Here is a 25,642-nt window from a genome sequence, read left to right on the forward strand (position 1 = left end):
GGGAGCATAGTATGGTTTCCATACGTAAACTTTTATCCCGAAAGTTTAACATTGTTTGTTTGAATTGGGCAGGTCTCCTGACTTATCATCTGTTGCAACACCTTCCCATCCCATAAACTGGACAGTGGTTTTGAAGAAAGCAACATCCCCAAAGGGGTGCCAAAAAGCCTGTCTGCAGACAGGTGGTTTTGGCAAGACTTACAGTTGCGGGAACAGCTCCGGATTTGCACCGGATTCCCTTTTAATCGTACAGGAAAACGCCCTGCACGAACCAAAATTCAGCGCGAAAGTAATCATTCTGTTCAATCTTTTTCTGCAAAAGTGAATTAATCTTACTTTTGGGTCCATGGGAAGAAAACAGCTTTACATAGGGTCCATATTTGCCTTTTTGATGCTCATCGGATGTGGCGAAAAGAAGGTTCCCCTTACCGAAACCCCTCTCAAAAAAGACCAGAACATCCGGCACGCCAAAGGGTTTACCGTGCATTCGGAAAATAAGGTCACCATCATTGAGGTCACGGCCCCATGGCCCGGAGCACAGCAATCGTTTACCTACGCCCTGGTCCCCAAGGAAAAATTGGCGGTCATGACCTTTCCAAGGGATACTTACGATGCCATTGTGGGCACTCCCGTGGAGAAAATGGTGATCACCTCCACTACCCATATTCCCTCCTTGGAAGCATTGGACGAGCTGAATGTGGTGGTCGGCTTTCCCAATACGGATTTTATCTCATCGCCCAAAGCCAGGGAACTGGTGGAGAATGGTCAAATCAAGGAACTGGGCATGAACGAAAGCATCAATACCGAGATTGCCTTGGCCATGAAACCCGAAGTGGTGATGGGTTTTGGGATAAACGACACCAACAAGGCCTACGAAACGCTACTAAATGCAGGTATTTCTGTAGTTTACAACGGAGATTGGGTGGAGCAGACGCCGCTGGGCAAAGCCGAATGGATCAAGTTTTTTGCACCTTTTTTTCAAAAGGAGCAGCAAGCAGATCGTATTTTCAATGACATCGAAACATCCTACCAACAGGCTAAACAATTGGCCCAAAAAGCAACAGAAAAGCCAACGGTCCTCACTGGTGGGCTCTACAAGGATGTTTGGTACGTGGCCGGGGGGCAAAGCTGGATGGCCCAGTTCCTGAACGATGCCAATGCCGACTATCTCTGGGCCGACACCGAAGAAACAGGAAGTATCGGTCTGAGTTTGGAATCTGTACTGGAAAAGGCCCAACAAGCCGATTTTTGGCTCAATCCATCATCACAAACATCATATGAAGAACTCGAAAGCGTGAACGTACACCACAAACAGTTTAAGGCCTTCACCCAAAAGAAAATTTATTCCAACGCAATAGAGAAAGGGGCCAAAGGAGGGCTTGTTTTTTATGAACTGGCCCCACAACGGCCCGATCTGGTCCTAAAGGATCTCATCACCATTTTGCACCCAGGGTTGCTGCCCGATCATGAACTCCGATTCATCAAACCGCTACAGTAAATGCAGGGAACAGCACCATATCGCCTTTCCTTTGTCCTATTGGGCATCGCCTTGGTACTCGCATGGTTGCTGAACATCAGTTCAGGGTCAGTGAATATTCCGTTTTCTGAAGTGGTTTCCATTCTTTCGGGCACCGCTGCCCAAGTGGATACCTGGAACTACATTATCTGGGACTTTCGGGTGCCCAAGGCATTCACCTCCATTTTGGTGGGCGGTGGGCTTTCGCTGAGCGGACTTTTGATGCAGACCCTCTTCCGTAACCCATTGGCAGGGCCTTTTGTACTGGGCATCAGTTCTGGGGCCAGTTTAGGGGCCGCACTCTTGCTTATGGGAACCTCATTGTTCGTCGGGATGGGTTCTTTGTCTTTTTTGGGCGATGTTTCCTTGGCCCTCGCAGCCAGCATCGGCAGTTTTTTGGTGTTGGCCGTGGTGATGGTGGTTGCGCAACGCGTAAAAGACACCATGGCGCTTTTGATCATCGGGTTGATGTTCGGCAGCATCACCTCCGCAATTGTGAGTGTCCTGGCTTATTTTTCCAGTGCAGAAAACCTCCAACGTTTCATTTTCTGGTCCTTCGGAAGTGTGGGCAACCTAAGTCCACAGCAAATCCTTTTGTTGACGGGCATCGTTTTGATGGGCATCTTGCTCAGCATCATCTCATTGAAACCATTGAACGCCTTTCTTTTGGGGGAACGCTATGCACAAAGTCTGGGAGTTTCCCTGAAACGGTCCCGGTTCATCATCATCATAGCGACGGGTCTATTGGCAGGTGGCATTACAGCTTTTGCCGGACCTATAGCCTTTGTGGGCTTGGCCGTCCCTCACCTCACCCGACAGCTATTTGATACCATGGAACACAAAGTGTTGGTGCCGGCCGTGTTCCTTTACGGTTCCATATTGATGCTGCTCTGCGATATGATTGCACAATGGCCCAATTCGGCCAATGTACTGCCCATCAACGCCATTACTTCCTTGGTGGGTGCCCCCGTGGTCATATGGCTCTTGGTCCGAAAACGCAAAATGCTATTCTGATGGAAAACAAAAGTAAGACCATCCTCTCAACCAAGAATTTGTCCATCGGATATGGCTCAAAAATCGTGGCCAAGGACATCCATTTTGTTTTGGAACCAGGGGTGTTGTGTGGAATTGTCGGTGTCAACGGCATAGGAAAATCCACTCTGCTCCGTACCTTGGGAAGGTTCCAACCCAAACTATCCGGAAGCATACAACTGGAAGGAAAAAATGTGGAAGACCACTCCCCTTCCGGCCTTTCGAAAAAATTGAGCGTGGTGTTGACCGAACCACCTGCCTCCAAAAACCTTACTGTTGGAGAACTCATAGCTTTGGGCAGACAGCCCTATACCAATTGGTTGGGCACCCTGTCCCCTGAGGACCAAAAACAGGTTCAGAACAGTCTGGATGCCTTTTTATTGAACGAGCTCAAACACCGAAAATGTCACGAACTTAGCGATGGGCAATTGCAACGGGTATTGATTGCTCGTGCCATGGCCCAGGATACCCCAGTGATCATTTTGGATGAACCCACCACACATTTGGACCTCTATCATAAGGTACAGATCTTGAAAATGCTGCAACAGTTGGCCCACGACCAGCAAAAGACCATCCTTTTTTCCACCCATGAGATTGACCTTGCCATCCAACTGTGCGACAAAATCCTGATTTTGGATGGGGACACCAATCCCTTCGGCGACCCTTGTGAACTGATTGAACAAAAGCATTTTGAGCGTTTGTTCCCGATGGAAATGGTGCAGTTTGATGCAAAGACCGGTTCATTTAAAATCACCAAATAATGCCCGTGATCCGTTATCTTTATCCTTCAGAAACCATTACATGAGTACAGAATTGATCTACGTCATCATCGCAATAATCACTTTGGCCCTTGGGCTCTTCGGGGGCATGTACATCCAAAAACTGAAGACTAAATCCGATATAAGTGTTTGGAATGATAAGGAAGAAAGAGCCCATCAAGAGATTACATCCCTGAAAACAGAACTCAGTCATACCCAGAATCGAAAGTCCGAACTTGAAATTGCATTGGCAAAAGAAGAAGCCAAATCCGGAAATTTGACTGAAAAACTTGTGGAGCAAAAACAGGAAGTTGAAAAGCTCCAGGAAAAGTTCACCAAGGAATTTGAGAACCTGGCCAACAAGATCTTGGAGGAAAAGAGCGAGAAATTTACGGAGCAAAACCAAAAGAACATCAAACTTATCCTAAACCCGCTCCAGGAAAAAATCCAGCTATTTGAAAAAAAGGTAGAGGAAAACCAAAAGGAAAGCTTTGGTCTACATGCAGCCCTTAAAGAACAATTGCTCCATTTACAGACCCAAAACCTCAAAATCACCCAAGAAGCCGAAAACTTGACCAAAGCTTTGAAAGGCGACAGCAAAATGCAGGGGAATTGGGGGGAACTGGTGTTGGAACGTGTATTGGAAAAGTCTGGCCTTGAAAAAGATAGGGAATATAGTGTACAGCAAAGCTTCACGCGGGAGGATGGCGGAAGGGTGATGCCCGATGTAATCATCCACCTGCCCGACGGCAAGAAAATGATAGTGGACTCCAAGGTTTCCTTGACGGATTACGAACGCTACACCAATGCCGATGAGGGGGACAAGGCCAAATTCCTGAAGGACCACATCAACTCCCTGAGAAGGCACGTGGAGCAGCTCTCCGCCAAAAAATACGAAGACCTGTACGAAATGGAAAGTCCGGACTTTGTATTGATGTTCGTTCCGATAGAACCTGCCTTTGCCATTGCTATCAACGAGGACAGTTCCATATACAACAAAGCTTTTGAGCAGAACATCGTCATCGTTACCCCCTCCACTCTTCTGGCCACACTCCGTACCATTGACAGTATGTGGAGCAATGAAAAACAGCAACGGAATGCCATGGAAATTGCAAGACAGGCCGGGGCACTTTATGACAAGTTCGTTGGTTTCATGGGTGATTTGACGCAAGTGGGCAAAAAGATGGACGACGCCAAAGGAGAATACAAAAACGCTATGAACAAATTGTTCGATGGGCGTGGAAATATCATCACAAGTATCGAAAAGCTTCGCTCCATGGGTGCCAAGGCCAAAAAAGCACTGCCGGAGCCTATTTTGAAACGCGCCCAAGAGGACGATGAAGATTAAATACACTGACCATGAAAAAATTCCTGATCCTTTTTATCTCTGTCGTTGTATTGGGGACAGCGGCTTACTTTGCCTTTATTTACTACGTCCCGTTCAGTGAGGGGTACCGCTCCGGGGAACTCATCAAGTTCAGTCGCAGGGGCGTTGCCGTAAAAACCTGGGAAGGAGAGATTACCCAAGGATTGGGCGGCACCAATGTATTTTCCTTCTCTGTGGAGGACAAGGAAAAGGAAATCATCGAAAAGATGAAGGAATACCAAGGCCATTACATCAAGGTCACTTACAAAGAACGCTACGCCACCTTTTTCTGGTTGGGCGACACCAAATATTTCATCACGGAGGTACAGGAAGAAAAATCGCCTCTTTTTAGAAACTAGACACACCCCTTGCCCCCTTTTTAGAGGGGAACGGAACTTCCCTCCTAATAAGGAGGGGTAGAGGGAGGTGTGGCCTCAAAATTTGAGATATAATCCTCTATCGTCCGTAGGACATTCTCCATATCCTTCAAAACCTGATGGTCCGAAAATCGGAGGACATGGATGCCCAGTTCGTTCAATCGTTTGGTTTTTTTCACATCTTTTTCCCAAACTTCCAAGATTTCATGTGAATACCCATCCACTTCTATGGCGAGTCGTAATTTGTTGCAAAAGAAATCAACGATATATTCATCAATTGGCTTTTGTCGGTGAAAATCATATCCATGCATTTGGTCCCTCTTCAACTTCTGCCACAAGAGCACTTCGGACCTAGTGGCATTGTTCCGCAATTGTCTTGCAAGTTCTTTGAGCTTTGGGTTATATTTGATGATCATTTCATTCCGCCATTGTTCCTTTTCAAAAGGGATTAAATCCCGACAAAATATGAAAAAATTCAAGTCGTCCAAGGAAAGTAGGGTATCCATCACCGAACTGATGCTCCCCTCCCATTCCAACTTTGGGGGCAAGGTGCACGGGGGGCACATCCTGAACCTGATGGACCAGATTGCCTTTGCCTGTGCCTCCAAACACTCCCAGAGTTATTGTGTGACCGCTTCCGTGAACCGTGTAGATTTCCTCAATCCCATCGAGGTGGGCGAACTGGTCACGCTAAAGGCCTCCATCAACTACACGGGCAAGACCTCCATGGTGGTTGGGGTGCGTGTAGAATCCGAAAAAGTGACCACTGGAGAGGTAAAACATTGCAATTCCTCCTACTTTACCATGGTAGCCAAGGGAAAGGACGGCAAGAACAAGACCGTTCCCGGTTTGATCTTAAAGACCAAACAGGACATCCGACGTTTTGCCCGGAGCAAGGAACGGAAAGAATCTGCCTACCAACGGGACAGCAAGTACGAATCGGCCAATTTTAAGGTGAACGATTTTCTGGAGTTTCTACAAGGGGAAAATGTTATGATGGACTTTGATTGAGTTGGGCCGCGGCCTCCTCATCCAAGAACCAGACCAATTTTCCCGATGTTGGGTGGACCAACGATGCAGGATACATTTCTGAGCCTTGCGTTTTTTCAATGATGGCCTCCACTTTTTCCGCTTTTGATGCGCCTGTGACCAAAAAGGCCACTTCTTTGGCCGTATTGATCACTTTTCCATTGATGGACACCCGTTTTTGACCAGAATCGGGATGGGTGGCCACCACACAATGGTCCGCAGCATCCCAAAGCTCTATTTGATGGGGAAAAATGGATGCCGTATGTCCATCATCGCCCATGCCCAAGATCACCAAATCGAATTGGGGCACCTCCTCTACCCTGTCCAGGTTGATTTCTAGAAGATTGGCATAGCGCATGGCCTCGCCTTCAGGATCCTTTTCACCCAAAATACGGTTGATGTTCCCTTCGGGCAGGTCAAGTTTGGAAAAAAGGTGCTCCACGGTCATTTTGTAATTGCTCTCATCATCCGTTGGGGGTACACAACGCTCATCTCCCCAATAAAAATGCACTTTGGTCCAATCCACTTTATCGGCAAAGTTTTGGGCCAACACATCGAACACAATCTTGGGGGTACTCCCTCCGGAAAGGGCCACATGAAAAGCTCCTTTTCCATTTGCCTTTTCCACAAAATAGGCCGAGAACTGCTCAGCGACTTCGTTTTTGTCTTTATATATTTTTATTTCCATCTAAACTTACTTGTGTTCTTGAGCATTCCTTCGACTGCGCTCAGAATGATATCCCAAACTGAAAATTGTTTATTGTTCATTGATAATTGAAATCAACAAATCACACAATACCCAGGATCATCGGCCAAATTCTCCCCTGGATTGCGCCAAAAGCCATCTCCTTCGAACAGTTCGTCAGCATTTTCGGGTCCCCAGACACCGGCGGCATAGCCGTACATGCGCACATCCTTGCCTTTTTGCCAATAATTGAGGATGGGGTCCACAAACTCCCAAGCCGCTTCCACCTCATCAGCACGCGCATAAAGGGTGGCATCGCCCTGCATGGCGTCCAACAGCAGGCGCTCATAGGCTTCCATCACATAGGTTTCGGCCAGACTGGAATAATAAAAATCCATATTGGCCCTCTCCACGGTAAATCCTTGTCCGGGCACCTTCACACCAAACTTGATCAAAATACCTTCGTCAGGTTGTATCCTGATGATCAATTTGTTGTCCTTGTTGTGCATGCCGGGCTCCTTAAAGATTTGATGGTGTGGTTCCTTGAAGTGGATCACCACCTCGGTGACCTTTGTTGGCATTCGCTTGGCGGTCCGCACATAGAAAGGGACACCATGCCATCTCCAGTTGTCCACAAAGAATTTGATGGCAGCATAGGTCTCTGTCGTGGAATTGGGGTCCACCCCCTCTTCTTCTCGGTACCCTTTCATGGGCTCGCCGTTCACCACAGACCCCACATATTGGGCCCGGATGGTATTTTGGTAGAGCGTTTCCTCATCCTCCATGATACGCAACGACTTAAGGGCCTTTACCTTTTCATTTCGGATTTCTTCTGCTTCGGCACCAATGGGCGGTTCCATCACCACCAAGGAAACTATCTGGAGCAAATGGTTCTGGAACATATCGCGCAAAGCCCCCGATTTGTCATAATAACCCCCTCGTTTTTCCACACCTACCCTTTCGGCATTGGTAATTTCCACGCGTTGTATGTAGTTTCGGTTCCACAAGGGTTCAAAAATGCTGTTGGCAAAGCGTGTCACCAAGAGATTCTGTACCGTCTCCTTGCCCAAATAATGGTCAATGCGGTATATCTGTGGTTCCGTAAAATACTGGTGCAGGCCTTCGTTCAGTTTTTTGGCGGTTTCCAAACTATAGCCAAAAGGCTTTTCCACGATCAACCGTTTCCAACCATTCTTTTGGGTGTTCATTCCGGCATCGGCCAGCTTATGTGCCACGGTCTCGTACAAAGTGGGTGGCGTGGAAAGGTAATAGATGATGTTCCCAGAAGTATCATGGGCTGCCTTTAGTTCCTCTACCCGCTTGCGCAAGCCTTTGTAATCGGTATCGTAGCTTTCGCCCAAATCCTCATAGAAAAGTTTGTCCGCAAATTCCTTGATCTCCGCTTTGTCCAACTTCTTCAATTTATCCTTCAGGTAATCGCTGTCATAAACCACTCGGTCCCGGAAGGCTTCATCAGTCATATCACTTCGGCTCACCCCAAGCGCAACAAAGCCTTTGGGCAGTTGTTTGGCCAAATGTAGGTTGAACAGTGCGGGAATCAGTTTTCTTGCAGTCAGATCTCCCGACGCTCCAAAAATTACGAGCATCTGGTTCTCGGTCTTCTTCATAGTATCTTAAAATTTTGCTGGTCGATTGTTGCCATGACCCAACATCAAGCTTGTGGTCATTTATTTTTGAGCATCACGAATATAAGGTTTATTTTAGGTTCGTAATTGAAGAAAGGGCATCCTTAGGGTTGTCTTAACAACGAAAGAAGATAAAAAAACAAGATGGCAGATACGTATGATTTTGGCCTTGTGGGCCTTGGGGTAATGGGACGCAATTTTATTTTGAATGTGGCCGATAATGGTTTTACCGCTTTTGGGAACGATTTGGATGATGAAAAAGTGGAAGCTTTGATCAAAGAAGGGGGCGATACAAGCAAAGTCAATGCCTCCACTGATGCAAAAACCTTCATAGATGCATTGACCACACCCCGAAAGATCATGTTGTTGGTACCGGCCGGAAAAGTGGTGGACATCGTTATCGAAAGCCTACTGCCACATTTGGACAAAGGTGATATCATCATCGATGGTGGAAATTCCTTTTTTACGGATACCGACCGTCGCGAAGCCTATTTGAAAGAAAAGGGCATCAACTTTTTTGGCGCCGGGGTTTCCGGAGGTGCCAAAGGGGCCCGAAAAGGGCCAAGTATCATGCCTGGAGGTTCCAAAGAAGCCTACCAACATGTAAAACCTATTTTTGAGGCGGTTTCCGCCAAATATAAAGGTGAGCCCTGTGTGGCCTATTTGGGTCCGAAATCGGCCGGAAACTATGTGAAAATGGTCCATAACGGTATTGAATATGGGTTGATGCAGCTGACTTCGGAAATCTATGACCTGCTGAAAAAAGCAGGCGGGCTTTCCAATGCAGAACTGCACCAAACCTTTGCAAAATGGAACGAAGGCCGATTGCAATCCTTTTTGGTAGAGATCACTTCTGAAATTTTTGAGCAAAAAGACGATTTGGGCGATGGCGAACTCGTGGACAAGATCCTGGACAAGGCCAAACAAAAAGGAACCGGAAAATGGACCTCGCAAAACGCCATGGACCTCGGTATTCCTGTGCCCACTATCGATGTGGCCGTGAGCATGCGGGAACTTTCCGCCTTGAAGGAAGAACGCGTAAAAGCAGATGACCTTTACGACCGTCCAACCCCAACAACGGTGGACAAAGCCGATTTTATCTCCAAAGCGGAGCAGGCATTGTACTTTGCCTTTATCATCACCTATGCGCAGGGCATGCACCAATTGGCCGATGCCTCCAAGGAATATGGCTACGAACTGGAACTGGGCGAAATTGCCAAGATCTGGAGGGCAGGTTGCATCATCCGCGCTGCTTTGTTGGCCGACATCACCGATGCCTACCAAACCAATGAAAAACTGGAAAACCTGTTGCTATCCCCATCCTTTGTGGAAAAGGTAAAAGGAACCGTGGGTGCGGCTAGAGAAATGACTGCTTATGGAGCTTTGAACGGAATTCCTTTGGCGGGGCTCTCCAATGCACTCACCTATTTTGATGCGTATACCAGCAGCCGATTACCGTTGAACCTAATCCAAGCGCAACGCGACTATTTTGGCTCGCACACCTATGAGCGTGTGGACCGCGAAGGGATTTTTCATACGGAGTGGGAAGAGTAATCATTCGTATAAAGATGGTGAAATCGATATTTGTTTTCGGCATAGGGTTGCTCTTGATGAGTTGTTCCAGTAAACCGAATGGTTTACAAATGAAGGCTTTTCTTGCCCAACAATTAAAAAACACCCATACCCAGGAGGAATGGTTTGCTCCGACCAAGGTGGCATTGGATGGTGTTACTTTTGAACAGGCAAGCTGGAAAGATAGCACCACAAATCATTCAATAAGTGAGTTGACTTCCCATTTACTGTTTTGGAATGAAACAAACTTAAGGGCCTTCAAAAACGAAAATTTTACCGATTTAAATATCAAAAACGAGGAGACTTTTGAGAAGTACAGTGAGGAAGAATGGGTAAAAACTTTAAGAAAGCTGGACAGTATACAAACCGAATGGGAAACCCTGGTTGAAAATGCAACAGAAAAACAAATCAATGATTGGGGCAGTGAAATTGCCAATATGTGCACTCATACCGCTTATCACACTGGACAAATAGTCTACATTAGAAAGCAAAATGGTTGGTGGAAGCAATAAATCTCCGCACTAACTTTTAATTGATATCCTGACAACAAAAAAATGAAAAAACTCCTCTCCCTTTTCGCCTGCATCCTTTACCTAACCTTTGGTTTCGCTCAGAAAACCCCTTATATCATCTACAACGCCAAGGGCAAAAAGGTATCCTATGAAAAAATGTTGAAGGGTTTGGAGGAAAAGGATATGGTGCTCTTCGGGGAACTGCACAACAACCCCATTGCACACTGGTTGCAATACGAGTTGACTTCCGACCTGTATGCCAAAAGACCGCTGATCTTAGGTGCCGAAATGCTGGAAGCCGACAATCAGGATGAGTTGGATGCCTATTTGGCGGGCAGCATCGATTACAAGGCATTGGATTCCACGGCTCGACTGTGGAACAACCACAAAACCGATTATGCTCCCTTGGTGGATTTCGCCAAGGACAAAAAACTGGTCTTCGTGGCCTCCAATGTGCCCCGTCGCTATGCCAGCCTAGTTTATAAAGGAGGTGGTTTTCAGGTTTTGGACACCCTTACCCAAGAGGAAAAGTCGTGGATAGCCCCCTTACCGATTGCTTACGACCCTGAACTGCCCGGATATAAGAAAATGTTAGCCATGATGGGGGAGCACGCCACTCCTTCCCTAGTAATGGCCCAGGCCATCAAAGATGCCACCATGGCGCATTTCATGCTAAAAAACTACAAAGAAGGCAGTTTGTTCCTCCACTACAACGGGGCCTACCACTCCAACGACTATGAAGGCATTGTCTGGTATTTGAAAAAAGACCGACCCGACCTGCAATACGGCACCATTTCTACCGTCATGCAAGACGATGTTCACCAATTGGATGAGGAAAACATAGGCATTGCGGACTTTGTCATCTGTGTGGACAGCAACATGACCACTACGTACTGACCAGCTATTCCTAATATTTTATTCTTCTTCATTTATAAGGAGAATTATTCCGTATTTTTAGAAATCTAAAACTTTTTAATCCCATCCCAACAAAAAAATCACTCGTCACCTTGCTCCTCTTGGTGGCCATAAACCTTATAAATACAAATGACCCCAAAATTTGAAGCCGGAATCAATATTGCCCTAAAAATTCCAAAAAGTAAGTATGACAAAACTGTTGCTTTCTACAAGGATATTCTAAAATTGAAAGTGGAAGAAAAGCCCATTGACAACCCAACGGTTTCAAGAACACACGAGGTGAAATTTGGCAATAATATTATATGGCTGGATTGTGTGGACAACTACACCCACTCAGAAACGTGGTTGCAGCTTACCGTTCCTGATGTGGAAGAAGCAACAAATTACCTAGAACAGAACGGAGTGGAAACTTGTGACGAGATTGAGGAAATTCCCAAAAACATGCATTGGATCCAAGATCCCGCGGGAACCGTGTTCAACCTACAAAAAAGATAAGATAAATTTCATTGGAACAAGACAAAGAACATCAAAACCTGGCCCCAAGCCCTTTTGCCCAAACCTATTTTCACGGCACAAAGGCTGACCTTAAAATCGGTGATACCATCGAACCTGGATACAATTCCAACTTTGGCCAACGGAAAAATGCCAAATACATCTTTCTGACCGCTACTTTGGATGCCGCCATCTGGGGTGCCGAACTCGCTTTGGGAGAAGGTCACGAGCGGATTTATCTGGTGGAACCCACCGGGGAAATTGAGGACGACCCAGATTTGACCGATCAGAAATTTCCTGGAAATCCGACAAAATCCTATCGTTCCACCCATCCTTTCAAAGTAGTTGGTGAAATCACGATCTGGCAAGGGCATCCGCCCCAGCAGGTCAATGCTATGAAGGGGCATCTTGAACAATTAAAAGACCAAGGTATTGATTCACTGAATGATGAATAACCTCCAAAGCATAGAAACCCATAAAAAAAAGCCCATTTACAAATGTAAATGGGCTTTCACTTGGGTAAATCAACAGCCAACACAGTAGGTCCATTGGTTTTGGGGCATTAATTCCAGCCGCCGCCCAAAGACCGGTACATCTTTACTTGGGCCAGCATCTGGTCTTTTTTGGTCTCTACAAGCTCCATCTTCGATTCCAAAGCCTCCCGTTGCGCCAAAAGCACCTCGATATATTCCACTCGTGCGGATTGGAACAAACGTGTGGAAAGATCAATGGATTGGGTCAGGGCCTGTACTTGACCGTCTTTTAATTCATAGCTTTTCTTCAAATTGTCGATGTTGGACAACTGGTTGGCCACTTCGATATAGGCGTTCAAAATGGCTTTTTCATACTCGTACACCGCCTGCAACTGTCTGTCCGTCGCATTCAGATACTGCGCCTTGATCGCATTTCTGTTGATCAAGGGCGCCACCATGTCGCCCATCACCGAATACAGAACGGATTCTGGCGTGGTGGTCAAGTATTTGGTGTCGAATGCTTCCAACCCCACACCCGCCTTGATGGTAAACTGTGGATAGAAACTGGCCTTGGCCGCTTTGGTGTCCAATTTGGCGGCTGCCAATTCCAATTCAGCTTGACGCACATCGGGACGGTTCTGCAACAATTGCGAAGGAACTCCTGCATAAAGATGATCAATCGGGGTATCGATAAAATTATCCGAAGTACGATTGATATGCTGTGGTGACCTACCGATCAAGAAATTGAGTTTGTTCTCGGTCTCCACGATTTCCTGCTGGATCTCGTACTTGTGGCTTTGGTTCTTCAACACTTCCGCCTGAAAACGCTGCACCGCCAATTCGGTGGCACGGGCCGCCTGCTTCTGGAGTTTCACCATGTTGAGGGCATTCTGCTGGATTTCCAAGTTTTGGTCAATGATGGCCAATTGGTTGTCCAACGCCATCAGCTCATAATAGGAATCCGCAATCTCCGCAACCAAATTGGTGACCATGAAGTTCTTCCCTTCCACGCTGGAAAGGTATTCGTACACGGCCGCCTTTTTCTCATTGCGAAGTTTCTTCCACACATCGAGTTCCCAAGTGGCAAAGGCACCCAGACCATAATTGGTCAGGGGTTCGGGAAATTCTTCCCCTTCCTTCACTTCGAGGTTCTTCTCCACAGCACCATTGCGGGTATACTCCCCTACTTTTTCCACTTCGGCACCGGCCTGAAAGTTGACAAAGGGCAAATATTCCCCGGTTTTGGCCCGAATCACGTTCTTGGACATGTCCACTTGTTGTAACATGATGTTTAATTCCTGGTTTTTCACCAAGGCCGTATCGATCAAGGCAATCAGGTTGGGATCTTTGAAAAACTCCTTCCATTGCACCAACCCCGAGTTCACGGTGTCCGTGGACTGGTTTTGGTACTGCTCGGGAACCAAGGTATTCTCGTCCCGGATCTCGCGGGTGGGCACACAAGCATAAAAGGCCACAAGCGAAATAACCCCTATTAAAAATGATCTACTGTTCTTCATCTTTGTCATTTTTCTTTTTTTTTCCATTTCGTGTGGTCATTTTTTTCAACAGTTTGTTCACCTCGCGCAAGCGTGCACGTAGCCTACTTTCGTTTTCATTCTCCTTGAACAATTCTTCGGAAATCGGTTCATCGTGTTCGTCCTTGATAAGGCTCTTGCCTTCGGACATCTTGGCGAAAATGAAATACAATCCAGGAATCAGCAACACCCCGAAAATGGTCCCGATAAGCATCCCTCCCAGTGCCGAACCTCCAATGGTGCGGTTACCGATGGCTCCGGCGCCCGAAGCGACCACCAATGGAATCAAACCGGCGATAAAGGCAAAGGATGTCATCAAAATTGGTCGGAATCGTTGCTTGGAACCTTCAATGGCCGCTTCCAGGATCGTGGCGCCCTGTCGGTGTTTCTGAACGGCAAACTCCACGATCAATACCGCGTTTTTGCCCAGCAGTCCCACCAGCATGATGACCCCAATCTGTGCATACACGTCGTTGGCCAATCCCATCAACTTCAACAGGAAGAAGGAACCAAATACCCCAACGGGCAAGGAAAGGATCACGGCCATGGGCAGCAAGAAGCTCTCGTATTGCGCCGCCAGCACCAAATACACGAAGATCAATACCACGATGAAAATATAGAGCGACTCATTACCGCGCTGTGCCTCATCAAACGACAATCCTTCCCAGGCGATATCGTAGCCACGGGGCAGGGTCTGTGCCGCTACTTCCTTAATCGCATCGATGGCATCGCCCGTGGTATAGCCTTTTGCGGGCAGACCGTTGATGGCCGCAGAGTTGTAAAGGTTATAACGGGTGATCTCGTTGGGACCCAAACGTTTTTCCATGGTCATGAAAGCGGAATACGGCACCATTTCGCCCTCTTCGTTCTTCACAAAGAGTTTTTCCAAATCCGATGGAAGTGCACGATATTCTGGCGCTGCCTGGGTATATACCTTGAAGAATCGACCAAAACGGATGAACCCTTGCTCGTACGTACTACCGATCAAAATGTTCAGGTTCTCCATGGCTTTTCCTATGGAAACACCTTTCTGCATCGCTGCCTTATTATTGATTTTCAGCTCATACTGAGGATAATTGGCCGCATAGAAGGTAAACAGACCTGTCAACTCCTTACGCTGCCTTAGAGCCTCCATAAAGTCATTGTTCACCCTTTCGAACTCGTGGTAGTCGGTACCATTGGTCTTGTCCAACAAACGCATGGCAAAACCACCGGAAGAACCGAACCCAGGAACGGCGGGGGGTTCAAAGTATTCTATGACCGCTCCCAGGTCTTTGGTTTCTTCCTCCAATTCTTCCATAATCTCGTGAACGGTATGTTCCCTTTCGGACCATGGTTTTAGGTTGATGAGACAGGTACCGGCGTTGGAACCCCTACCCTCGGTCATAATCTCATAACCAGCCAAGGACGAAACGGATTCCACACCTTCGGTTTCTTCGCAGATTTCCTGAAGTTTTCGTGCCACGGCATTGGTACGCTCCAAGGTAGCACCTGGAGGGGTCTGGATGATGGCGTAGATCATCCCTTGGTCCTCATTGGGAATAAATCCGGCAGGCAACACTTGGTTCGTAAAGAAGATTCCTGCGCAAAAAGCGATAAGGATACCAAAAGTGACCACCCTTCGGTTCACAATCTTGTTCAAGACACCTACATACCTTCCCGTAAGTTTTTCAAACTTGCCATTGAACCAATCGATGAAACGGTTCACTGGGGATTTCCTGCGTTCCTTTCCATGGGTGTTCTTCAACATCATGGCACAGAGTACAGGGGTCAATGTCAATGCGACTATCGCCGAAATCACAATGGATCCTGCCATGGTGATGGAGAACTGTCGGTAGAAGACCCCAACTGGCCCCGTCATGAAGGAAATAGGAATGAACACCGAGGTCATTACCAAAGTAATGGCGATAATGGCACCCCCAATCTCTCCCAAAACTTCATAGGACGCTTTGTATGGCGTGAGGTTTTCCTCGTGCATCTTCACGTGCACCGCTTCCACGACGACAATCGCGTTGTCCACCACAATACCAATGGCCAATACCAAGGCAAAAAGTGTGATCAGGTTGATGGACAGTCCGAACAATTGCATCACAAAGAAAGCACCGATCAATGATACGGGCACCGCAATGATCGGGATGAGTGTAGACCGCCAATCCCCCAAGAAGAGGAACACCACAATGGCCACCAAAATGAACGCATCACGCAGTGTATGGATCACTTGATCAATGGAGGCGTCCAAGAAGTTGGACACGTCATAACTGATCTGATAGTCCATGCCGGGGGGAAGATCGGCTTCCAATTCTTTCAATTTTGCTTTTACCTCCTTGATTACCTCACTACCATTGCTGCCAAACGTTTGTTTTAACACAATGGAAGCAGAAGGTCTCCCATCCAAATTGGAGTAAATATCGAAAAACTCGCTACCGAGCTCCACATCGGCCAAATCGCCCAATTTTAGGATTTCCCCTTCCTCATTGGCTTTTATAATAATATCCTTGTACTGCTCGGGTTCACTATATCGGTCTTGGTAGACCAACACATACTCCAAGGATTGGGCATTTCTACCTGAACTCTGTCCCAATCTACCGGGACGGGCAATGATACTCTGTTCCTCCATCGCCTCCAAGATTTCTTCTGCAGACACACTATAGGCCCGCATACGGTCCGGTTTCAACCAAATTCGCATAGCAAACTTTCTACTTCCCAAAATTTGGGCAGTGGCTATACCATTGATCCTTTGGATTTCGGGAATCATTTTGGTGTAGGCATAGTTGTACAGGAACAGTTCATCTGCATTGTCCTCCTTGCTATAGAGGTTTACATACATCAGCATACTGGGAATTACCGGGGTAATGATCACCCCTTCCCGCTGCACCAGATCGGGCAATAAGGGCATCACCTGGTCTACTCGCGTTTTGACCCGCACCACCGCTTCGTTGGGGTCCGTGCCCGGTTCAAAAATGATACGAACGGTTCCTTCCCCTGCACTAGTGGCATCGGAAGCGATATAACGCATGCCCTGTACCCCGTTGATCGCCGTTTCCAAAGGAATCAAGGTCGATTTCACCAACACGTCGGCACTGGCACCAGGGTAGGCAATGAATATGTTTACAGTAGTTGGGGCGATCTGGGGAAACTGTGAGATGGGCAACTGCTTGATGGCAAGTAGTCCCGTGAACACAATGATCACAGAGATCACAATGGCCAATACTGGCCTATGGATAAATTTTTTGAACATCTTGTCTGAAGATTTTTAGGTTGTTACTCTGCGTACAGGTCCAGGCTCGTCAAGATCTTCTCTGGTTTCTCGAACACATAGTGGATCTTCTCGCCATTCTTGACCATACGGATACCTTCCAACAATACTTTATCATCTTTTGAAAGTCCCTTTTCCACTACAAACAGGTGTTGAAGTTCGGCCCCTATCGTTACTTCGCGCTGACTTACTTTATCATCTTTGTCAATGACGAACACGTATTTTTTGTCCAACACCTCAAAAGTGGCCTTTTGGGGGATGAGCAGGGCATTCTTCAAGGGAACGGTCATCAAGATGCTTCCGGTTTCCCCATGGCGAAGAATGCCGTCGGGGTTGCCAAAAGTGGCCCGGAAAGCAATGTTCCCTGTCTCGTTGTTGAATTCCCCTTCAATGGTTTCCACAACTCCAGGCTGATTGAACTTTTTGTTGTTCGCCATCAAGAGTTCCACCTCTTGCTTGTTGTTCTTTTTGGCACTGGTGATGTAATCCAAATATTCGGCCTCGGGCACATTGAAATAGACCCACATTTTGCTGTTGTCGGACAAGGTGGTCAACAGTTCCCCTTCGTCCAAAAGGCTCCCTTCCCTTGCTTCCAAGTGGTGCATGATGCCGTCAAAGGGGGCTCGGATGTCCGTAAAGCCCAAATGGGTCTGAGCGAGGGCCACTTCGGCCTTGGCCCTGTCAAATTCGGCCTTCGCCATGGCCAGTTCATTGGAAGAGACCACGTTCCCATCTGCCAACAGTTGGGTGTTCTTGTATTCGATCTCGGCAACTTCGGCCTCTGCTTTTGCTTTTTGTAAATCTGCCTGATAGACATTGGGCATGATGTGGAACATTTGCTGTCCCTTTTTTACATATTGTCCCTCATCCACATAAATGTGCTGCAAATATCCCTTTTCCAAGGCCCTTAGCTCAATGTGCCTAATGGAATGGATCTGACAGACATAATCTTTGGTGATGGAGGTGTCCTTTTGGATAGGACTGGAAACGAGGTATTTGGTCTCGTCCTTTTTTTCGTGTTTTTTGGATTCGCAACTTGTATAACAAAGCAACACAAGCATGCCAAGGAAGATGGTAACTTTCCTCATGGTCTTTACTGGTTTAGAAATTGATTTTTGTGATGTACTTTGGGAAACCCCTATCGTCGTGATGGGATTGCCCGGTCAATGAAAATGGCCCAAAAAGGGCGGGATATGGAAAGCGGTGGAATGAAAAATTGCCTTCCTTGGGTGGAAATACTAAATTCTAAAAACCTGGAACCGGATGTGCCGTTTAAGGTCAACGATTTTGGAATCCGAAGCAAAATGCTTGGGATTCGTTCCAAGTTCACTGGCATTCTGTTCCCCGATAGGAACATAAAAAAAGGCAGTCAAATAACTGCCATGTCCAAAATCTGAATTGTATGAAGAGGCCTCTTCGTCCTTTTCCTCTTTTTCACCTACCTCGGTCTCGGCATAGTGCTTTTTCTCCAAATCCAAATGTTGCAATCCGATGGAAGCTACTGGACATTGGTCTTGTTCGTACTGGATGATACAGGCATTCTCCGGCTCAGAATCGTACTGCGAATCCGCATATAGATTGATGAACCCTCCCAACAAAAGGACACATAGGGGAAGAAAATAAAAGTGGAATGCCTTTTTCATTTGGGCAACAAAACTAGGTCACCGAAGTTTCTCCAACAAATAGTCTGTGTTAATTATGGTTAAAATCAGAAATCAAGAAATCATTTTTACCATAAAATTTGTATAGGCAAACAATACCTTCATTAAGTGTAAAATAATGGTGATTGTTTTAACAAAAGTGATGATATGGGCCTCATCTATACCCATTTTCCGTTTTCCTGCGTAACTTGTCCGTTCCAAATGGATCATTTTCATGAAAGAGGCATCACTTGAGTCATTTTTCAGGCATTTGGGTCAATATGTGGCCCTTTCGGAAGAAGAATTCCATGACATGTTATCTTTTTTTGAAAAACGAAAGCTGTCCAAAAAGGAAACATTGATGCACGCCGGTGGGCCCTGTACCCATACCCATGTGGTCCTGAAAGGTTGCCTGCACATGTATTTCGTCAATGAAAAAGGAGCGGAACGCACGGTGCAGTTCGCATTGGAACACTGGTGGCTCACCGACCTTTTGGCGTTCCAGAACAAGACCAATACGGACTTTTCCATCCAAGCCGTGGAGAAAAGTGAGGTACTCTCTATCAGTCTGGACCAACAGGAACGCTTATTGGAGAAACACCCGCAGCTCGAACGCTATTTTCGGGTAATCTACCAGACTGCATATGGAGCTTCCCTCATGAGGACCAAATATCTGTCCGATTTTTCCAAAGAAGAGATCTATTTCCATTTCACTGAGCACTACCCCAAGTTTGCCCAACGGGTGCCCCAGTACCTGATTGCTTCCTTTTTGGGGCTCACGCCCGAATATGTGAGCGAGATACGTGCCAAAAAGCGTTCTTAAACCTGTTTAAGTTTTTTGGACAGGCCGTGAAATACCTTCGCACTGTATTCAAAAAACAAAAATCATGGAACAAAGAATTCAAATTGATGCAACGGAACCTTTGGCATTCAAGGCCATGTTTGGACTGGAAAAGTATATCCAACAGAGCCAACTGGACAAAATCCATTATGAATTGATCAAGATAAGGGCCTCCCAACTCAACGGATGTGCCTTCTGTATCAACATGCACACCAAGGATGCCCTAAAAATGGGTGTAGACCCACAACGGTTGTTCCTGCTGGATGCCTGGTGGGACACCGAACTGTATACCGAAGAAGAACAAGTCATTTTGAAGATGACGGAGGAAATCACCCTGGTGCACCAAAAGGGGCTGACCCAAGAAACCTACAACAGGGCCATACAGCTCTTTGATGAACATTATTTCGCACAGATTGTCATGGCCATTGTAGCCATCAATGCCTGGAACCGTATATCGGTGAGCACGCACAAGCCCTTACAGGATTGAGCAAGTACCGAAAGTACATTCAAAGGCCCCGATCGGGGTCTTTTGTTTTTGAAAAACAATTAAACCTTATATTCGTCCCAAAACTAATACACCACTAAACCATCCTTATGAAAAAAATGGCCCTCCTATTGTTCGTAAGCCTTTCGTTTACGTCCTGCATCGATTTCAAGACCAAAAAATCCAACCCGGAGCTACAACCTGAGGATTTTAGCACTGTTGTGGTGGATAATCGGTACCAAATAGACATCCCCAGGTTCATGAAGAGCACCACTGGCCTGAACGATGAGGCTTCCCTGCAATACCAAAACCTGTTCAAAGAGGCCTACACCATTATCATTGACGAGCCCAAGGATGAGTTTATGGACCTTTTCAAGGAACTGGACAGCTATGACGAAAATCTCTCGCTGATAGAAAATTACAGGGACATCCAGGTGCAACTTTTCAATGAACGGATGCGGGTCAACACACAAACCTCACCCAGATCATTGAAGATAAACGGTCTTGATGCCGAGCAAGTGGAAATGGATGCCCATGTGGATGGCGTCGATGAGGAAATCTCGTATTTCCTGACGTTTGTGGAAGGCCCGGTAAATGTATATATGCTCATGGCCTGGACGCTCAAAAGCAAGAAAGAAGAACACGCAAAAACCTATGGTGTGATTGCGGAATCTTTTGGGTTGATTCAGTAAGAATCCTTACACTTTGAACCCCTCACAGCACCTTTCATCTGGTTTGTGCATTTCACCCGATTAATTGCACATTCCATCCTTTGGCCCATTTCGCTCAACAGCATTTTTTTTAAGTTTGTGAGTTGAAATGATATGCAATATTACCCCCATGAAAAAAACCTTATCCCCAAAGCTAGGTACGTTCCTTTTTATTCTTTTGACATTAATGGCCTGTAGTTCGGAAGACGGTGCAAATGGCATTGATGGAATGGATGGCATTGACGGAACTGATGGAACAGATGGATCGAATGGCCTAACCAGTCTGATCAGTACAACAGAGGAACAGCCCGGCACTAACTGCGCCAATGGCGGATTCAGACTTGACATTGGTCTGGACAGCAATGGGAATGGCCAATTGGATTCAGCAGAAGTTTCTTCCTCCCAATATCTTTGCAACCTTGACCCTTCGGAGGGCCTAACCAGTTTGATCGGCACTGTCATAGAGCAGCCCGGTGTAAACTGCGCCAATGGTGGATATCGATTGGATGTTGGTTTGGACAGCAATGGCAATGGCGAGCTGGATGGGGCCGAGGTGACTTCTTCAGAATACCTCTGCAATGCCGATGCTGCTGACTTCAACTACCAATCCTATGCATCGTTGATAAGCCAGACTGGTACGGATAACCCTGTAAGCAGCATATTGGACAACAGCCTTGACCTTACCATTGTATGGACCAGGGAATCCCAAGGAAGATATTTGGGAACCTTGGACAGGTCCATCGATATTGGAAAAACGGTCATCTTTTTTAGCACTCCCAGTTCACATACAGGCGTAAGGGGTGAATTGGTGAGCGACAACCAAATCAGGTTGGAACTACAAAACGGTATCAACGTATTTGCCGATAACTTTGAAAATCTATCTTTCGAGCTTAGGGAGTACGAATAGAGGCATCCCGCTCAGAAGTCATTCATTTGATATATTTCAACCCGAAAAATTATGAAAAAGTTTACCCCAATTAGCTTACTGATCGCGCTGATCGCCACTGTAACCACCTATGGCCAAAACTCATTTCCCGCATCTGGGAGTGTGGGAATCGGAACATTGACCCCCAACCCTAGTTTTGCTTTGGATGTCAATGGTACCGTGAATGCATCGCAAATTTTCGCGACCCAACTCAATGTGACCGATTTATTGATTGATGGTTTGGAAGTGCAAAGCTCACCTTGGACCATCAACGGAAATGATCTATCCTACACTGCAGGAAGTGTTGAGGTAAGTACATTGGACGCCACTACCCTTCTTCTTAATGGAACCAATGTGGTTTCCTCCCCATGGACCATCAACGGAAATAACCTTTCGTACACTGCTGGGGATATCGAAGTAGGCTCATTGGATGCCACTGCCCTGCTTCTTAACGGAACCAATGTGGTCTCCTCTCCATGGACCGTCAACGGAAATGATCTATCCTACACTGCCGGGACAGTTGGGGTTTCCAACCTGAACGCTTCTGGAAGCGTTGGTATCGGCACAACGAACACACAAGGGTATATGCTTGCCGTTGCAGGAAATGTGATCGCAGAAGCGGTTAAAGTGGAACTTCAAGGCAATTGGCCTGATTTTGTGTTTGAAAAGGAATATGACCTGATCGGTTTGTTGGAGACCGAATCATTCATTAAAAAGCACGGTCACCTTCCAAATGTGCCCAGTGCGGAAGAAGTCAAACAAAATGGGATAAGTTTGGGGGAAATGGATGCCAGGCTATTGCAAAAAATAGAGGAACTCACCCTCCACACCATCCAACAACAAAAGGAAATAGAGGATTTGAAAGCTGCCAACCAAAAATTGGATGAGCAGAACAAATTGGTCCAGAACCTACTGGAACGATTGGAGAAAATGGAAAACGCTTCCAAGAAGCCATAAAAAAAAGCCGCTGGATTTCAGCGGCTTTTTTATTGGTTGTCCCTCTCGCATTTTATTTGCTCAAGTACATTTTCCTTCGAGAGTACAGGTTATAGAATTCATCATCCTTCAAGCTTTCAATGAACAGGATACTCTCCCCTGTACTTTTCATCTCCGGCCCCAGGTTTTTGTTCACGTTCGGGAACTTGTTGAAGGAGAACACCGGTTGTTTGATGGCGTATCCTTCCAATTGTGGGTTGAACACGAAATCCTTCACCTTTTTCTCGCCCAACATCACCTTGGTGGCATAGTTCACATAAGGTTCTTTATACGCCTTTGCGATGAAAGGAACGGTACGTGATGCCCTTGGGTTCGCTTCGATGATGTATACAATATCATCCTTGACCGCAAATTGAATGTTGATCAACCCGACCGTATTCAATGCCAAGGCAATCTTTTTGGTATGGTCTTTTATTTGTTGCATTACAAATTCACCCAAGTTGAATGGTGGCAAGGTCGCGTTTGAGTCCCCAGAGTGGATTCCACAAGGCTCAATATGCTCCATGATTCCGATGATATACACATCTTCACCATCACAAATGGCATCGGCCTCTGCTTCTATCGCCCCATCCAAATAGTGGTCCAAAAGCAGTTTGTTATTGGGTATCTTTCGCAACAAGTCCACCACATGGGCCTCCAGTTCTTCTTTGTTGATCACGATCTTCATCCCTTGTCCACCCAATACGTAGGATGGCCTTACCAATAGCGGGAAGTTCAGTTCATCAGCCAGTTCCAGTGCCTCATCGGCAGTCTCGGCCACCCCAAACCTTGGGTAGGGAATATCGTTGTCCTTCAGCAAGGTGGAGAAACTTCCCCTGTCCTCGGCCAAATCCAGGGATTGGAAACTGGTTCCTATGATATTGATTCCGTATTTGTCCAGCTTCTCGGCCAATTTCAAGGCCGTCTGTCCACCCAACTGCACAATCACCCCTTCAGGTTTTTCATGCAAGATGATATCGTAGATATGCTCCCAGAACACAGGCTCAAAGTACAGCTTGTCCGCCGTATCAAAATCGGTGGAAACCGTTTCAGGGTTACAGTTGATCATGATGGTCTCATAACCGCACTCGGCAGCTGCCAGAACACCATGGACACAGCAGTAGTCAAACTCGATACCTTGTCCAATTCGATTGGGTCCCGAGCCGAGTACCACCACTTTTTTCTTGTCCGTAACGATACTGTCGTTGGCCACATAGCGATGCCCATCAGCCGTTTCGATTTCCTCTTCAAAAGTGGAGTAGTAATACGGGGTCACGGCCTTGAACTCCGCCGCACAAGTATCCACTAGCTTATAGACACGGTTGATGCCCATATCCATACGTTTGCTGTGGACCTCGCTTTCCCAACAGTCCAGCATATGGGCTATCTGTCGGTCGGCAAAACCTTTCTGCTTGGCTTCCAACAATAGGGCCTTGGGCAAACTTTCTATGGTATATTTTGAAATTTCCATCTCCAAGAAATGGAGCTCCTCGTATTGCTTCAGGAACCACATGTCTATCTTGGTGATCTCGTGAATCCTCTTCAACGGAATACCCAACTGAATGGCATCATAGATCACAAAAACCCGGTCCCAGCTGGGCACACGTAGTTTTTCGATGATGGTCTCATAATCTTTGTACCCCTTACCATCGGCACCCAATCCATTTCGCTTGATTTCCAAAGATTGTGTGGCCTTGTGCAATGCTTCCTGGAACGAACGGCCAATTCCCATGACCTCCCCTACGGATTTCATCTGAAGTCCCAAAGTCCTGTCCGATCCTTCAAACTTATCAAAGTTCCAACGTGGAATTTTTACGATTACGTAGTCCAACGTGGGTTCGAACAAAGCCGAAGTGGACTTGGTGATCTGGTTATCCAATTCGTCCAAGGTATAACCAATGGCCAGTTTGGCGGCAATCTTTGCAATGGGGTAACCTGTCGCTTTGGACGCCAAAGCAGATGACCTTGACACCCTTGGGTTGATCTCGATGGCGATAATATCTTCTTTCTCATCAGGGCTAACGGCAAACTGTACATTACAGCCTCCTGCAAAATCCCCGATACTGCGCATCATGTGGATGGCCATGTCCCGCATACGTTGGAACGTCCTATCCGAAAGGGTCATCGCTGGGGCCACGGTGATGGAATCCCCGGTGTGGATACCCATCGGGTCCATATTCTCAATGGTACAGATGATGACCACGTTGTCATTCTTGTCGCGAAGCAGCTCCAATTCGTATTCTTTCCAACCCATGAGAGCCTTGTCGATCATCACCTCGTGGATGGGCGATACTTCGAGACCATGGCTCAACATATCGTCAAAATCCTCGGGATCGTACACAATACCTGCCCCGGCACCACCAAGGGTGAACGAAGCACGGATCACCAAAGGAAAACCGAACTCTTGGGCAATTTCCTTTCCTTTTAGGAACGAAGTGGCCGAAGCTTGGGGAGGCATCCCAATACCAATTTTAAGCATGAGCTCCCTAAATTTTTCACGGTCTTCGGTGATGTTGATGGCATCAATATCCACGCCAATGATCTCCACTCCAAAATCCTTCCAGATGCCTTTTTGGTCGGCCTCGATACAAAGGTTCAGCGCGGTCTGTCCACCCATAGTAGGCAAAACGGCGTCCACATTGGGGTGTTTTTTTAAAATCTCAACGATTGATTTGGTGGTCAATGGCTTTAGGTATACGTGGTCCGCCATGGTGGGATCGGTCATGATCGTAGCGGGGTTGCTATTGATCAGAATGGTCTCGATACCATCTTCACGAAGCGACCTAAGTGCTTGGGAACCAGAATAATCAAACTCACATGCCTGACCGATGATGATAGGGCCAGAACCAATAATCAAAATGGATTTTAAATCTTTTCTTTTCGGCATTTTTGTAGGGTTATTG

Annotated in this window: 24 protein-coding genes and 1 riboswitch; of the genes, 16 read left to right on the forward strand and 8 right to left on the reverse strand. The window is 46.7% G+C overall.

What is annotated here, in order from left to right; genetic code table 11:
* Nucleotides 1-50 precede the first annotated feature (50 nt).
* Nucleotides 51-291: riboswitch (cobalamin riboswitch) on the reverse strand.
* A gap of 55 nt (nt 292-346) precedes the next feature.
* The 5 genes from DB398_RS03220 to DB398_RS03240 are packed head-to-tail and all read left to right on the forward strand — an operon-like array spanning nt 347 to nt 5,031.
* Nucleotides 347-1,498: an ABC transporter substrate-binding protein gene (locus tag DB398_RS03220; protein ID WP_108422969.1), complete on the forward strand. Its 1,152-nt coding sequence runs from the start codon at nt 347-349 to the stop codon at nt 1,496-1,498.
* Complete coding sequence (locus DB398_RS03225; protein ID WP_108422970.1) at nt 1,499-2,530, forward strand: iron ABC transporter permease; 1,032 nt, start codon at nt 1,499-1,501, stop codon at nt 2,528-2,530.
* Nucleotides 2,530-3,309 carry an ABC transporter ATP-binding protein gene (locus tag DB398_RS03230; RefSeq protein WP_108422971.1) on the forward strand — a complete coding sequence of 260 codons (780 nt, stop codon included), beginning with the start codon at nt 2,530-2,532 and terminating at the stop codon, nt 3,307-3,309. Before DB398_RS03225 ends, DB398_RS03230 begins: the two co-directional genes overlap by 1 nt.
* A gap of 40 nt (nt 3,310-3,349) precedes the next feature.
* Nucleotides 3,350-4,654, forward strand: coding sequence for a DNA recombination protein RmuC (gene rmuC / locus DB398_RS03235; RefSeq protein ID WP_108422972.1), 1,305 nt, complete (start codon nt 3,350-3,352; stop codon nt 4,652-4,654).
* 11 nt (nt 4,655-4,665) lie between these two features.
* Nucleotides 4,666-5,031 (forward strand): 6-phosphogluconate dehydrogenase, encoded by a 366-nt coding sequence (locus DB398_RS03240; RefSeq protein WP_108422973.1) that lies wholly within the window; start codon nt 4,666-4,668, stop codon nt 5,029-5,031.
* 44 nt (nt 5,032-5,075) lie between these two features.
* Here the strand turns inward: DB398_RS03240 and DB398_RS03245 are convergent, their stop codons facing one another.
* Nucleotides 5,076-5,465 carry an endonuclease domain-containing protein gene (locus DB398_RS03245; protein WP_108422974.1) on the reverse strand — a complete coding sequence of 130 codons (390 nt, stop codon included), beginning with the start codon at nt 5,463-5,465 and terminating at the stop codon, nt 5,076-5,078.
* A gap of 49 nt (nt 5,466-5,514) precedes the next feature.
* Here DB398_RS03245 and DB398_RS03250 point away from each other — a divergent pair, with 49 nt between their 5' ends.
* On the forward strand, nt 5,515-6,060 hold the full coding sequence (locus DB398_RS03250) for an acyl-CoA thioesterase (RefSeq protein WP_108422975.1): 546 nt from the start codon (nt 5,515-5,517) through the stop codon (nt 6,058-6,060).
* On the opposite strand, the gene pgl is transcribed toward DB398_RS03250, so the two are convergent.
* Both pgl and zwf read right to left on the reverse strand, forming a co-directional pair.
* Nucleotides 6,041-6,766 (reverse strand): 6-phosphogluconolactonase, encoded by a 726-nt coding sequence (gene pgl / locus DB398_RS03255; protein WP_108422976.1) that lies wholly within the window; start codon nt 6,764-6,766, stop codon nt 6,041-6,043. The two genes, DB398_RS03250 and pgl, sit on opposite strands and share 20 nt — an antisense overlap.
* 92 nt (nt 6,767-6,858) lie before the next feature.
* Complete coding sequence (gene zwf, locus DB398_RS03260; RefSeq protein WP_108422977.1) at nt 6,859-8,391, reverse strand: glucose-6-phosphate dehydrogenase; 1,533 nt, start codon at nt 8,389-8,391, stop codon at nt 6,859-6,861.
* Between the two features lie 162 nt (nt 8,392-8,553).
* Between zwf and gndA the strand changes: the two genes are divergently transcribed.
* The 5 genes from gndA to arr all read left to right on the forward strand — a co-directional run bounded on the left by gndA (nt 8,554) and on the right by arr (nt 12,355).
* Nucleotides 8,554-9,963 (forward strand): NADP-dependent phosphogluconate dehydrogenase, encoded by a 1,410-nt coding sequence (gene gndA / locus DB398_RS03265; protein WP_108422978.1) that lies wholly within the window; start codon nt 8,554-8,556, stop codon nt 9,961-9,963.
* 89 nt (nt 9,964-10,052) lie between these two features.
* Complete coding sequence (locus DB398_RS03270) at nt 10,053-10,493, forward strand: DinB family protein (RefSeq protein ID WP_159076292.1); 441 nt, start codon at nt 10,053-10,055, stop codon at nt 10,491-10,493.
* 42 nt (nt 10,494-10,535) lie between these two features.
* Nucleotides 10,536-11,390 (forward strand): ChaN family lipoprotein, encoded by an 855-nt coding sequence (locus DB398_RS03275; RefSeq protein WP_108422980.1) that lies wholly within the window; start codon nt 10,536-10,538, stop codon nt 11,388-11,390.
* A 147-nt stretch (nt 11,391-11,537) separates the two neighbouring features.
* Nucleotides 11,538-11,903: a VOC family protein gene (locus tag DB398_RS03280; RefSeq protein ID WP_108422981.1), complete on the forward strand. Its 366-nt coding sequence runs from the start codon at nt 11,538-11,540 to the stop codon at nt 11,901-11,903.
* Between the two features lie 38 nt (nt 11,904-11,941).
* Nucleotides 11,942-12,355: an NAD(+)--rifampin ADP-ribosyltransferase gene (arr, locus tag DB398_RS03285; protein ID WP_417935543.1), complete on the forward strand. Its 414-nt coding sequence runs from the start codon at nt 11,942-11,944 to the stop codon at nt 12,353-12,355.
* A gap of 107 nt (nt 12,356-12,462) precedes the next feature.
* On the opposite strand, the gene DB398_RS03290 is transcribed toward arr, so the two are convergent.
* The 4 genes from DB398_RS03290 to DB398_RS03305 all read right to left on the reverse strand — a co-directional run bounded on the left by DB398_RS03290 (nt 12,463) and on the right by DB398_RS03305 (nt 18,807).
* Nucleotides 12,463-13,899 carry a TolC family protein gene (locus DB398_RS03290; RefSeq protein ID WP_417935538.1) on the reverse strand — a complete coding sequence of 479 codons (1,437 nt, stop codon included), beginning with the start codon at nt 13,897-13,899 and terminating at the stop codon, nt 12,463-12,465.
* Entirely contained in the window at nt 13,877-17,146 is a 3,270-nt protein-coding gene (locus DB398_RS03295) for an efflux RND transporter permease subunit (protein ID WP_108422984.1), read from the reverse strand. The genes DB398_RS03290 and DB398_RS03295 overlap by 23 nt, the downstream gene beginning before the upstream one ends.
* Before the next feature lie 23 nt (nt 17,147-17,169).
* A complete protein-coding gene (locus DB398_RS03300) occupies nt 17,170-18,252 on the reverse strand; it encodes an efflux RND transporter periplasmic adaptor subunit (protein WP_108422985.1) in 1,083 nt (360 codons plus the stop codon).
* Nucleotides 18,253-18,402: 150 nt separating this feature from the next.
* Nucleotides 18,403-18,807, reverse strand: a complete 405-nt coding sequence (locus DB398_RS03305) for a hypothetical protein (protein ID WP_108422986.1) — start codon at nt 18,805-18,807, stop codon at nt 18,403-18,405.
* A gap of 232 nt (nt 18,808-19,039) precedes the next feature.
* Here DB398_RS03305 and DB398_RS03310 point away from each other — a divergent pair, with 232 nt between their 5' ends.
* From DB398_RS03310 to DB398_RS03330, 5 genes are all read left to right on the forward strand, one after another.
* Nucleotides 19,040-19,627: a Crp/Fnr family transcriptional regulator gene (locus tag DB398_RS03310; RefSeq protein ID WP_108422987.1), complete on the forward strand. Its 588-nt coding sequence runs from the start codon at nt 19,040-19,042 to the stop codon at nt 19,625-19,627.
* 64 nt (nt 19,628-19,691) lie between these two features.
* Entirely contained in the window at nt 19,692-20,132 is a 441-nt protein-coding gene (locus DB398_RS03315) for a carboxymuconolactone decarboxylase family protein (protein WP_108422988.1), read from the forward strand.
* 107 nt (nt 20,133-20,239) lie between these two features.
* Complete coding sequence (locus DB398_RS03320) at nt 20,240-20,821, forward strand: hypothetical protein (RefSeq protein WP_108422989.1); 582 nt, start codon at nt 20,240-20,242, stop codon at nt 20,819-20,821.
* 148 nt (nt 20,822-20,969) lie between these two features.
* Nucleotides 20,970-21,746 carry a DUF7151 family protein gene (locus DB398_RS03325; RefSeq protein WP_159076293.1) on the forward strand — a complete coding sequence of 259 codons (777 nt, stop codon included), beginning with the start codon at nt 20,970-20,972 and terminating at the stop codon, nt 21,744-21,746.
* 51 nt (nt 21,747-21,797) lie between these two features.
* A complete protein-coding gene (locus tag DB398_RS03330) occupies nt 21,798-22,721 on the forward strand; it encodes a hypothetical protein (protein ID WP_108422991.1) in 924 nt (307 codons plus the stop codon).
* Nucleotides 22,722-22,773: 52 nt separating this feature from the next.
* On the opposite strand, the gene carB is transcribed toward DB398_RS03330, so the two are convergent.
* Nucleotides 22,774-25,626, reverse strand: a complete 2,853-nt coding sequence (carB, locus tag DB398_RS03335; RefSeq protein ID WP_108422992.1) for a carbamoyl-phosphate synthase large subunit — start codon at nt 25,624-25,626, stop codon at nt 22,774-22,776.
* Nucleotides 25,627-25,642 lie beyond the last annotated feature (16 nt).

The sequence above is a fragment of the Flagellimonas amoyensis genome (assembly GCF_003058265.1).
Classification (GTDB): domain Bacteria; phylum Bacteroidota; class Bacteroidia; order Flavobacteriales; family Flavobacteriaceae; genus Flagellimonas; species Flagellimonas amoyensis.

What these genes read in the sequence shown, in the direction of transcription:
- DB398_RS03220 (WP_108422969.1), top strand. Translation starts at nt 347, where the DNA reads ATGGGAAGAAAACAGCTTTACATAGGGTCCATATTTGCCTTTTTGATG.
- DB398_RS03225 (WP_108422970.1), top strand. Translation starts at nt 1,499, where the DNA reads ATGCAGGGAACAGCACCATATCGCCTTTCCTTTGTCCTATTGGGCATC.
- DB398_RS03230 (WP_108422971.1), top strand. Translation starts at nt 2,530, where the DNA reads ATGGAAAACAAAAGTAAGACCATCCTCTCAACCAAGAATTTGTCCATC.
- rmuC (WP_108422972.1), top strand. Translation starts at nt 3,350, where the DNA reads ATGAGTACAGAATTGATCTACGTCATCATCGCAATAATCACTTTGGCC.
- DB398_RS03240 (WP_108422973.1), top strand. Translation starts at nt 4,666, where the DNA reads ATGAAAAAATTCCTGATCCTTTTTATCTCTGTCGTTGTATTGGGGACA.
- DB398_RS03245 (WP_108422974.1), bottom strand. Translation starts at nt 5,465, where the DNA reads ATGATCATCAAATATAACCCAAAGCTCAAAGAACTTGCAAGACAATTG.
- DB398_RS03250 (WP_108422975.1), top strand. Translation starts at nt 5,515, where the DNA reads ATGAAAAAATTCAAGTCGTCCAAGGAAAGTAGGGTATCCATCACCGAA.
- pgl (WP_108422976.1), bottom strand. Translation starts at nt 6,766, where the DNA reads ATGGAAATAAAAATATATAAAGACAAAAACGAAGTCGCTGAGCAGTTC.
- zwf (WP_108422977.1), bottom strand. Translation starts at nt 8,391, where the DNA reads ATGAAGAAGACCGAGAACCAGATGCTCGTAATTTTTGGAGCGTCGGGA.
- gndA (WP_108422978.1), top strand. Translation starts at nt 8,554, where the DNA reads ATGGCAGATACGTATGATTTTGGCCTTGTGGGCCTTGGGGTAATGGGA.
- DB398_RS03270 (WP_159076292.1), top strand. Translation starts at nt 10,053, where the DNA reads ATGAAGGCTTTTCTTGCCCAACAATTAAAAAACACCCATACCCAGGAG.
- DB398_RS03275 (WP_108422980.1), top strand. Translation starts at nt 10,536, where the DNA reads ATGAAAAAACTCCTCTCCCTTTTCGCCTGCATCCTTTACCTAACCTTT.
- DB398_RS03280 (WP_108422981.1), top strand. Translation starts at nt 11,538, where the DNA reads ATGACCCCAAAATTTGAAGCCGGAATCAATATTGCCCTAAAAATTCCA.
- DB398_RS03290 (WP_417935538.1), bottom strand. Translation starts at nt 13,899, where the DNA reads ATGACAAAGATGAAGAACAGTAGATCATTTTTAATAGGGGTTATTTCG.
- DB398_RS03295 (WP_108422984.1), bottom strand. Translation starts at nt 17,146, where the DNA reads ATGTTCAAAAAATTTATCCATAGGCCAGTATTGGCCATTGTGATCTCT.
- DB398_RS03300 (WP_108422985.1), bottom strand. Translation starts at nt 18,252, where the DNA reads ATGAGGAAAGTTACCATCTTCCTTGGCATGCTTGTGTTGCTTTGTTAT.
- DB398_RS03305 (WP_108422986.1), bottom strand. Translation starts at nt 18,807, where the DNA reads ATGAAAAAGGCATTCCACTTTTATTTTCTTCCCCTATGTGTCCTTTTG.
- DB398_RS03310 (WP_108422987.1), top strand. Translation starts at nt 19,040, where the DNA reads ATGAAAGAGGCATCACTTGAGTCATTTTTCAGGCATTTGGGTCAATAT.
- DB398_RS03315 (WP_108422988.1), top strand. Translation starts at nt 19,692, where the DNA reads ATGGAACAAAGAATTCAAATTGATGCAACGGAACCTTTGGCATTCAAG.
- DB398_RS03320 (WP_108422989.1), top strand. Translation starts at nt 20,240, where the DNA reads ATGAAAAAAATGGCCCTCCTATTGTTCGTAAGCCTTTCGTTTACGTCC.
- DB398_RS03325 (WP_159076293.1), top strand. Translation starts at nt 20,970, where the DNA reads ATGAAAAAAACCTTATCCCCAAAGCTAGGTACGTTCCTTTTTATTCTT.
- DB398_RS03330 (WP_108422991.1), top strand. Translation starts at nt 21,798, where the DNA reads ATGAAAAAGTTTACCCCAATTAGCTTACTGATCGCGCTGATCGCCACT.
- carB (WP_108422992.1), bottom strand. Translation starts at nt 25,626, where the DNA reads ATGCCGAAAAGAAAAGATTTAAAATCCATTTTGATTATTGGTTCTGGC.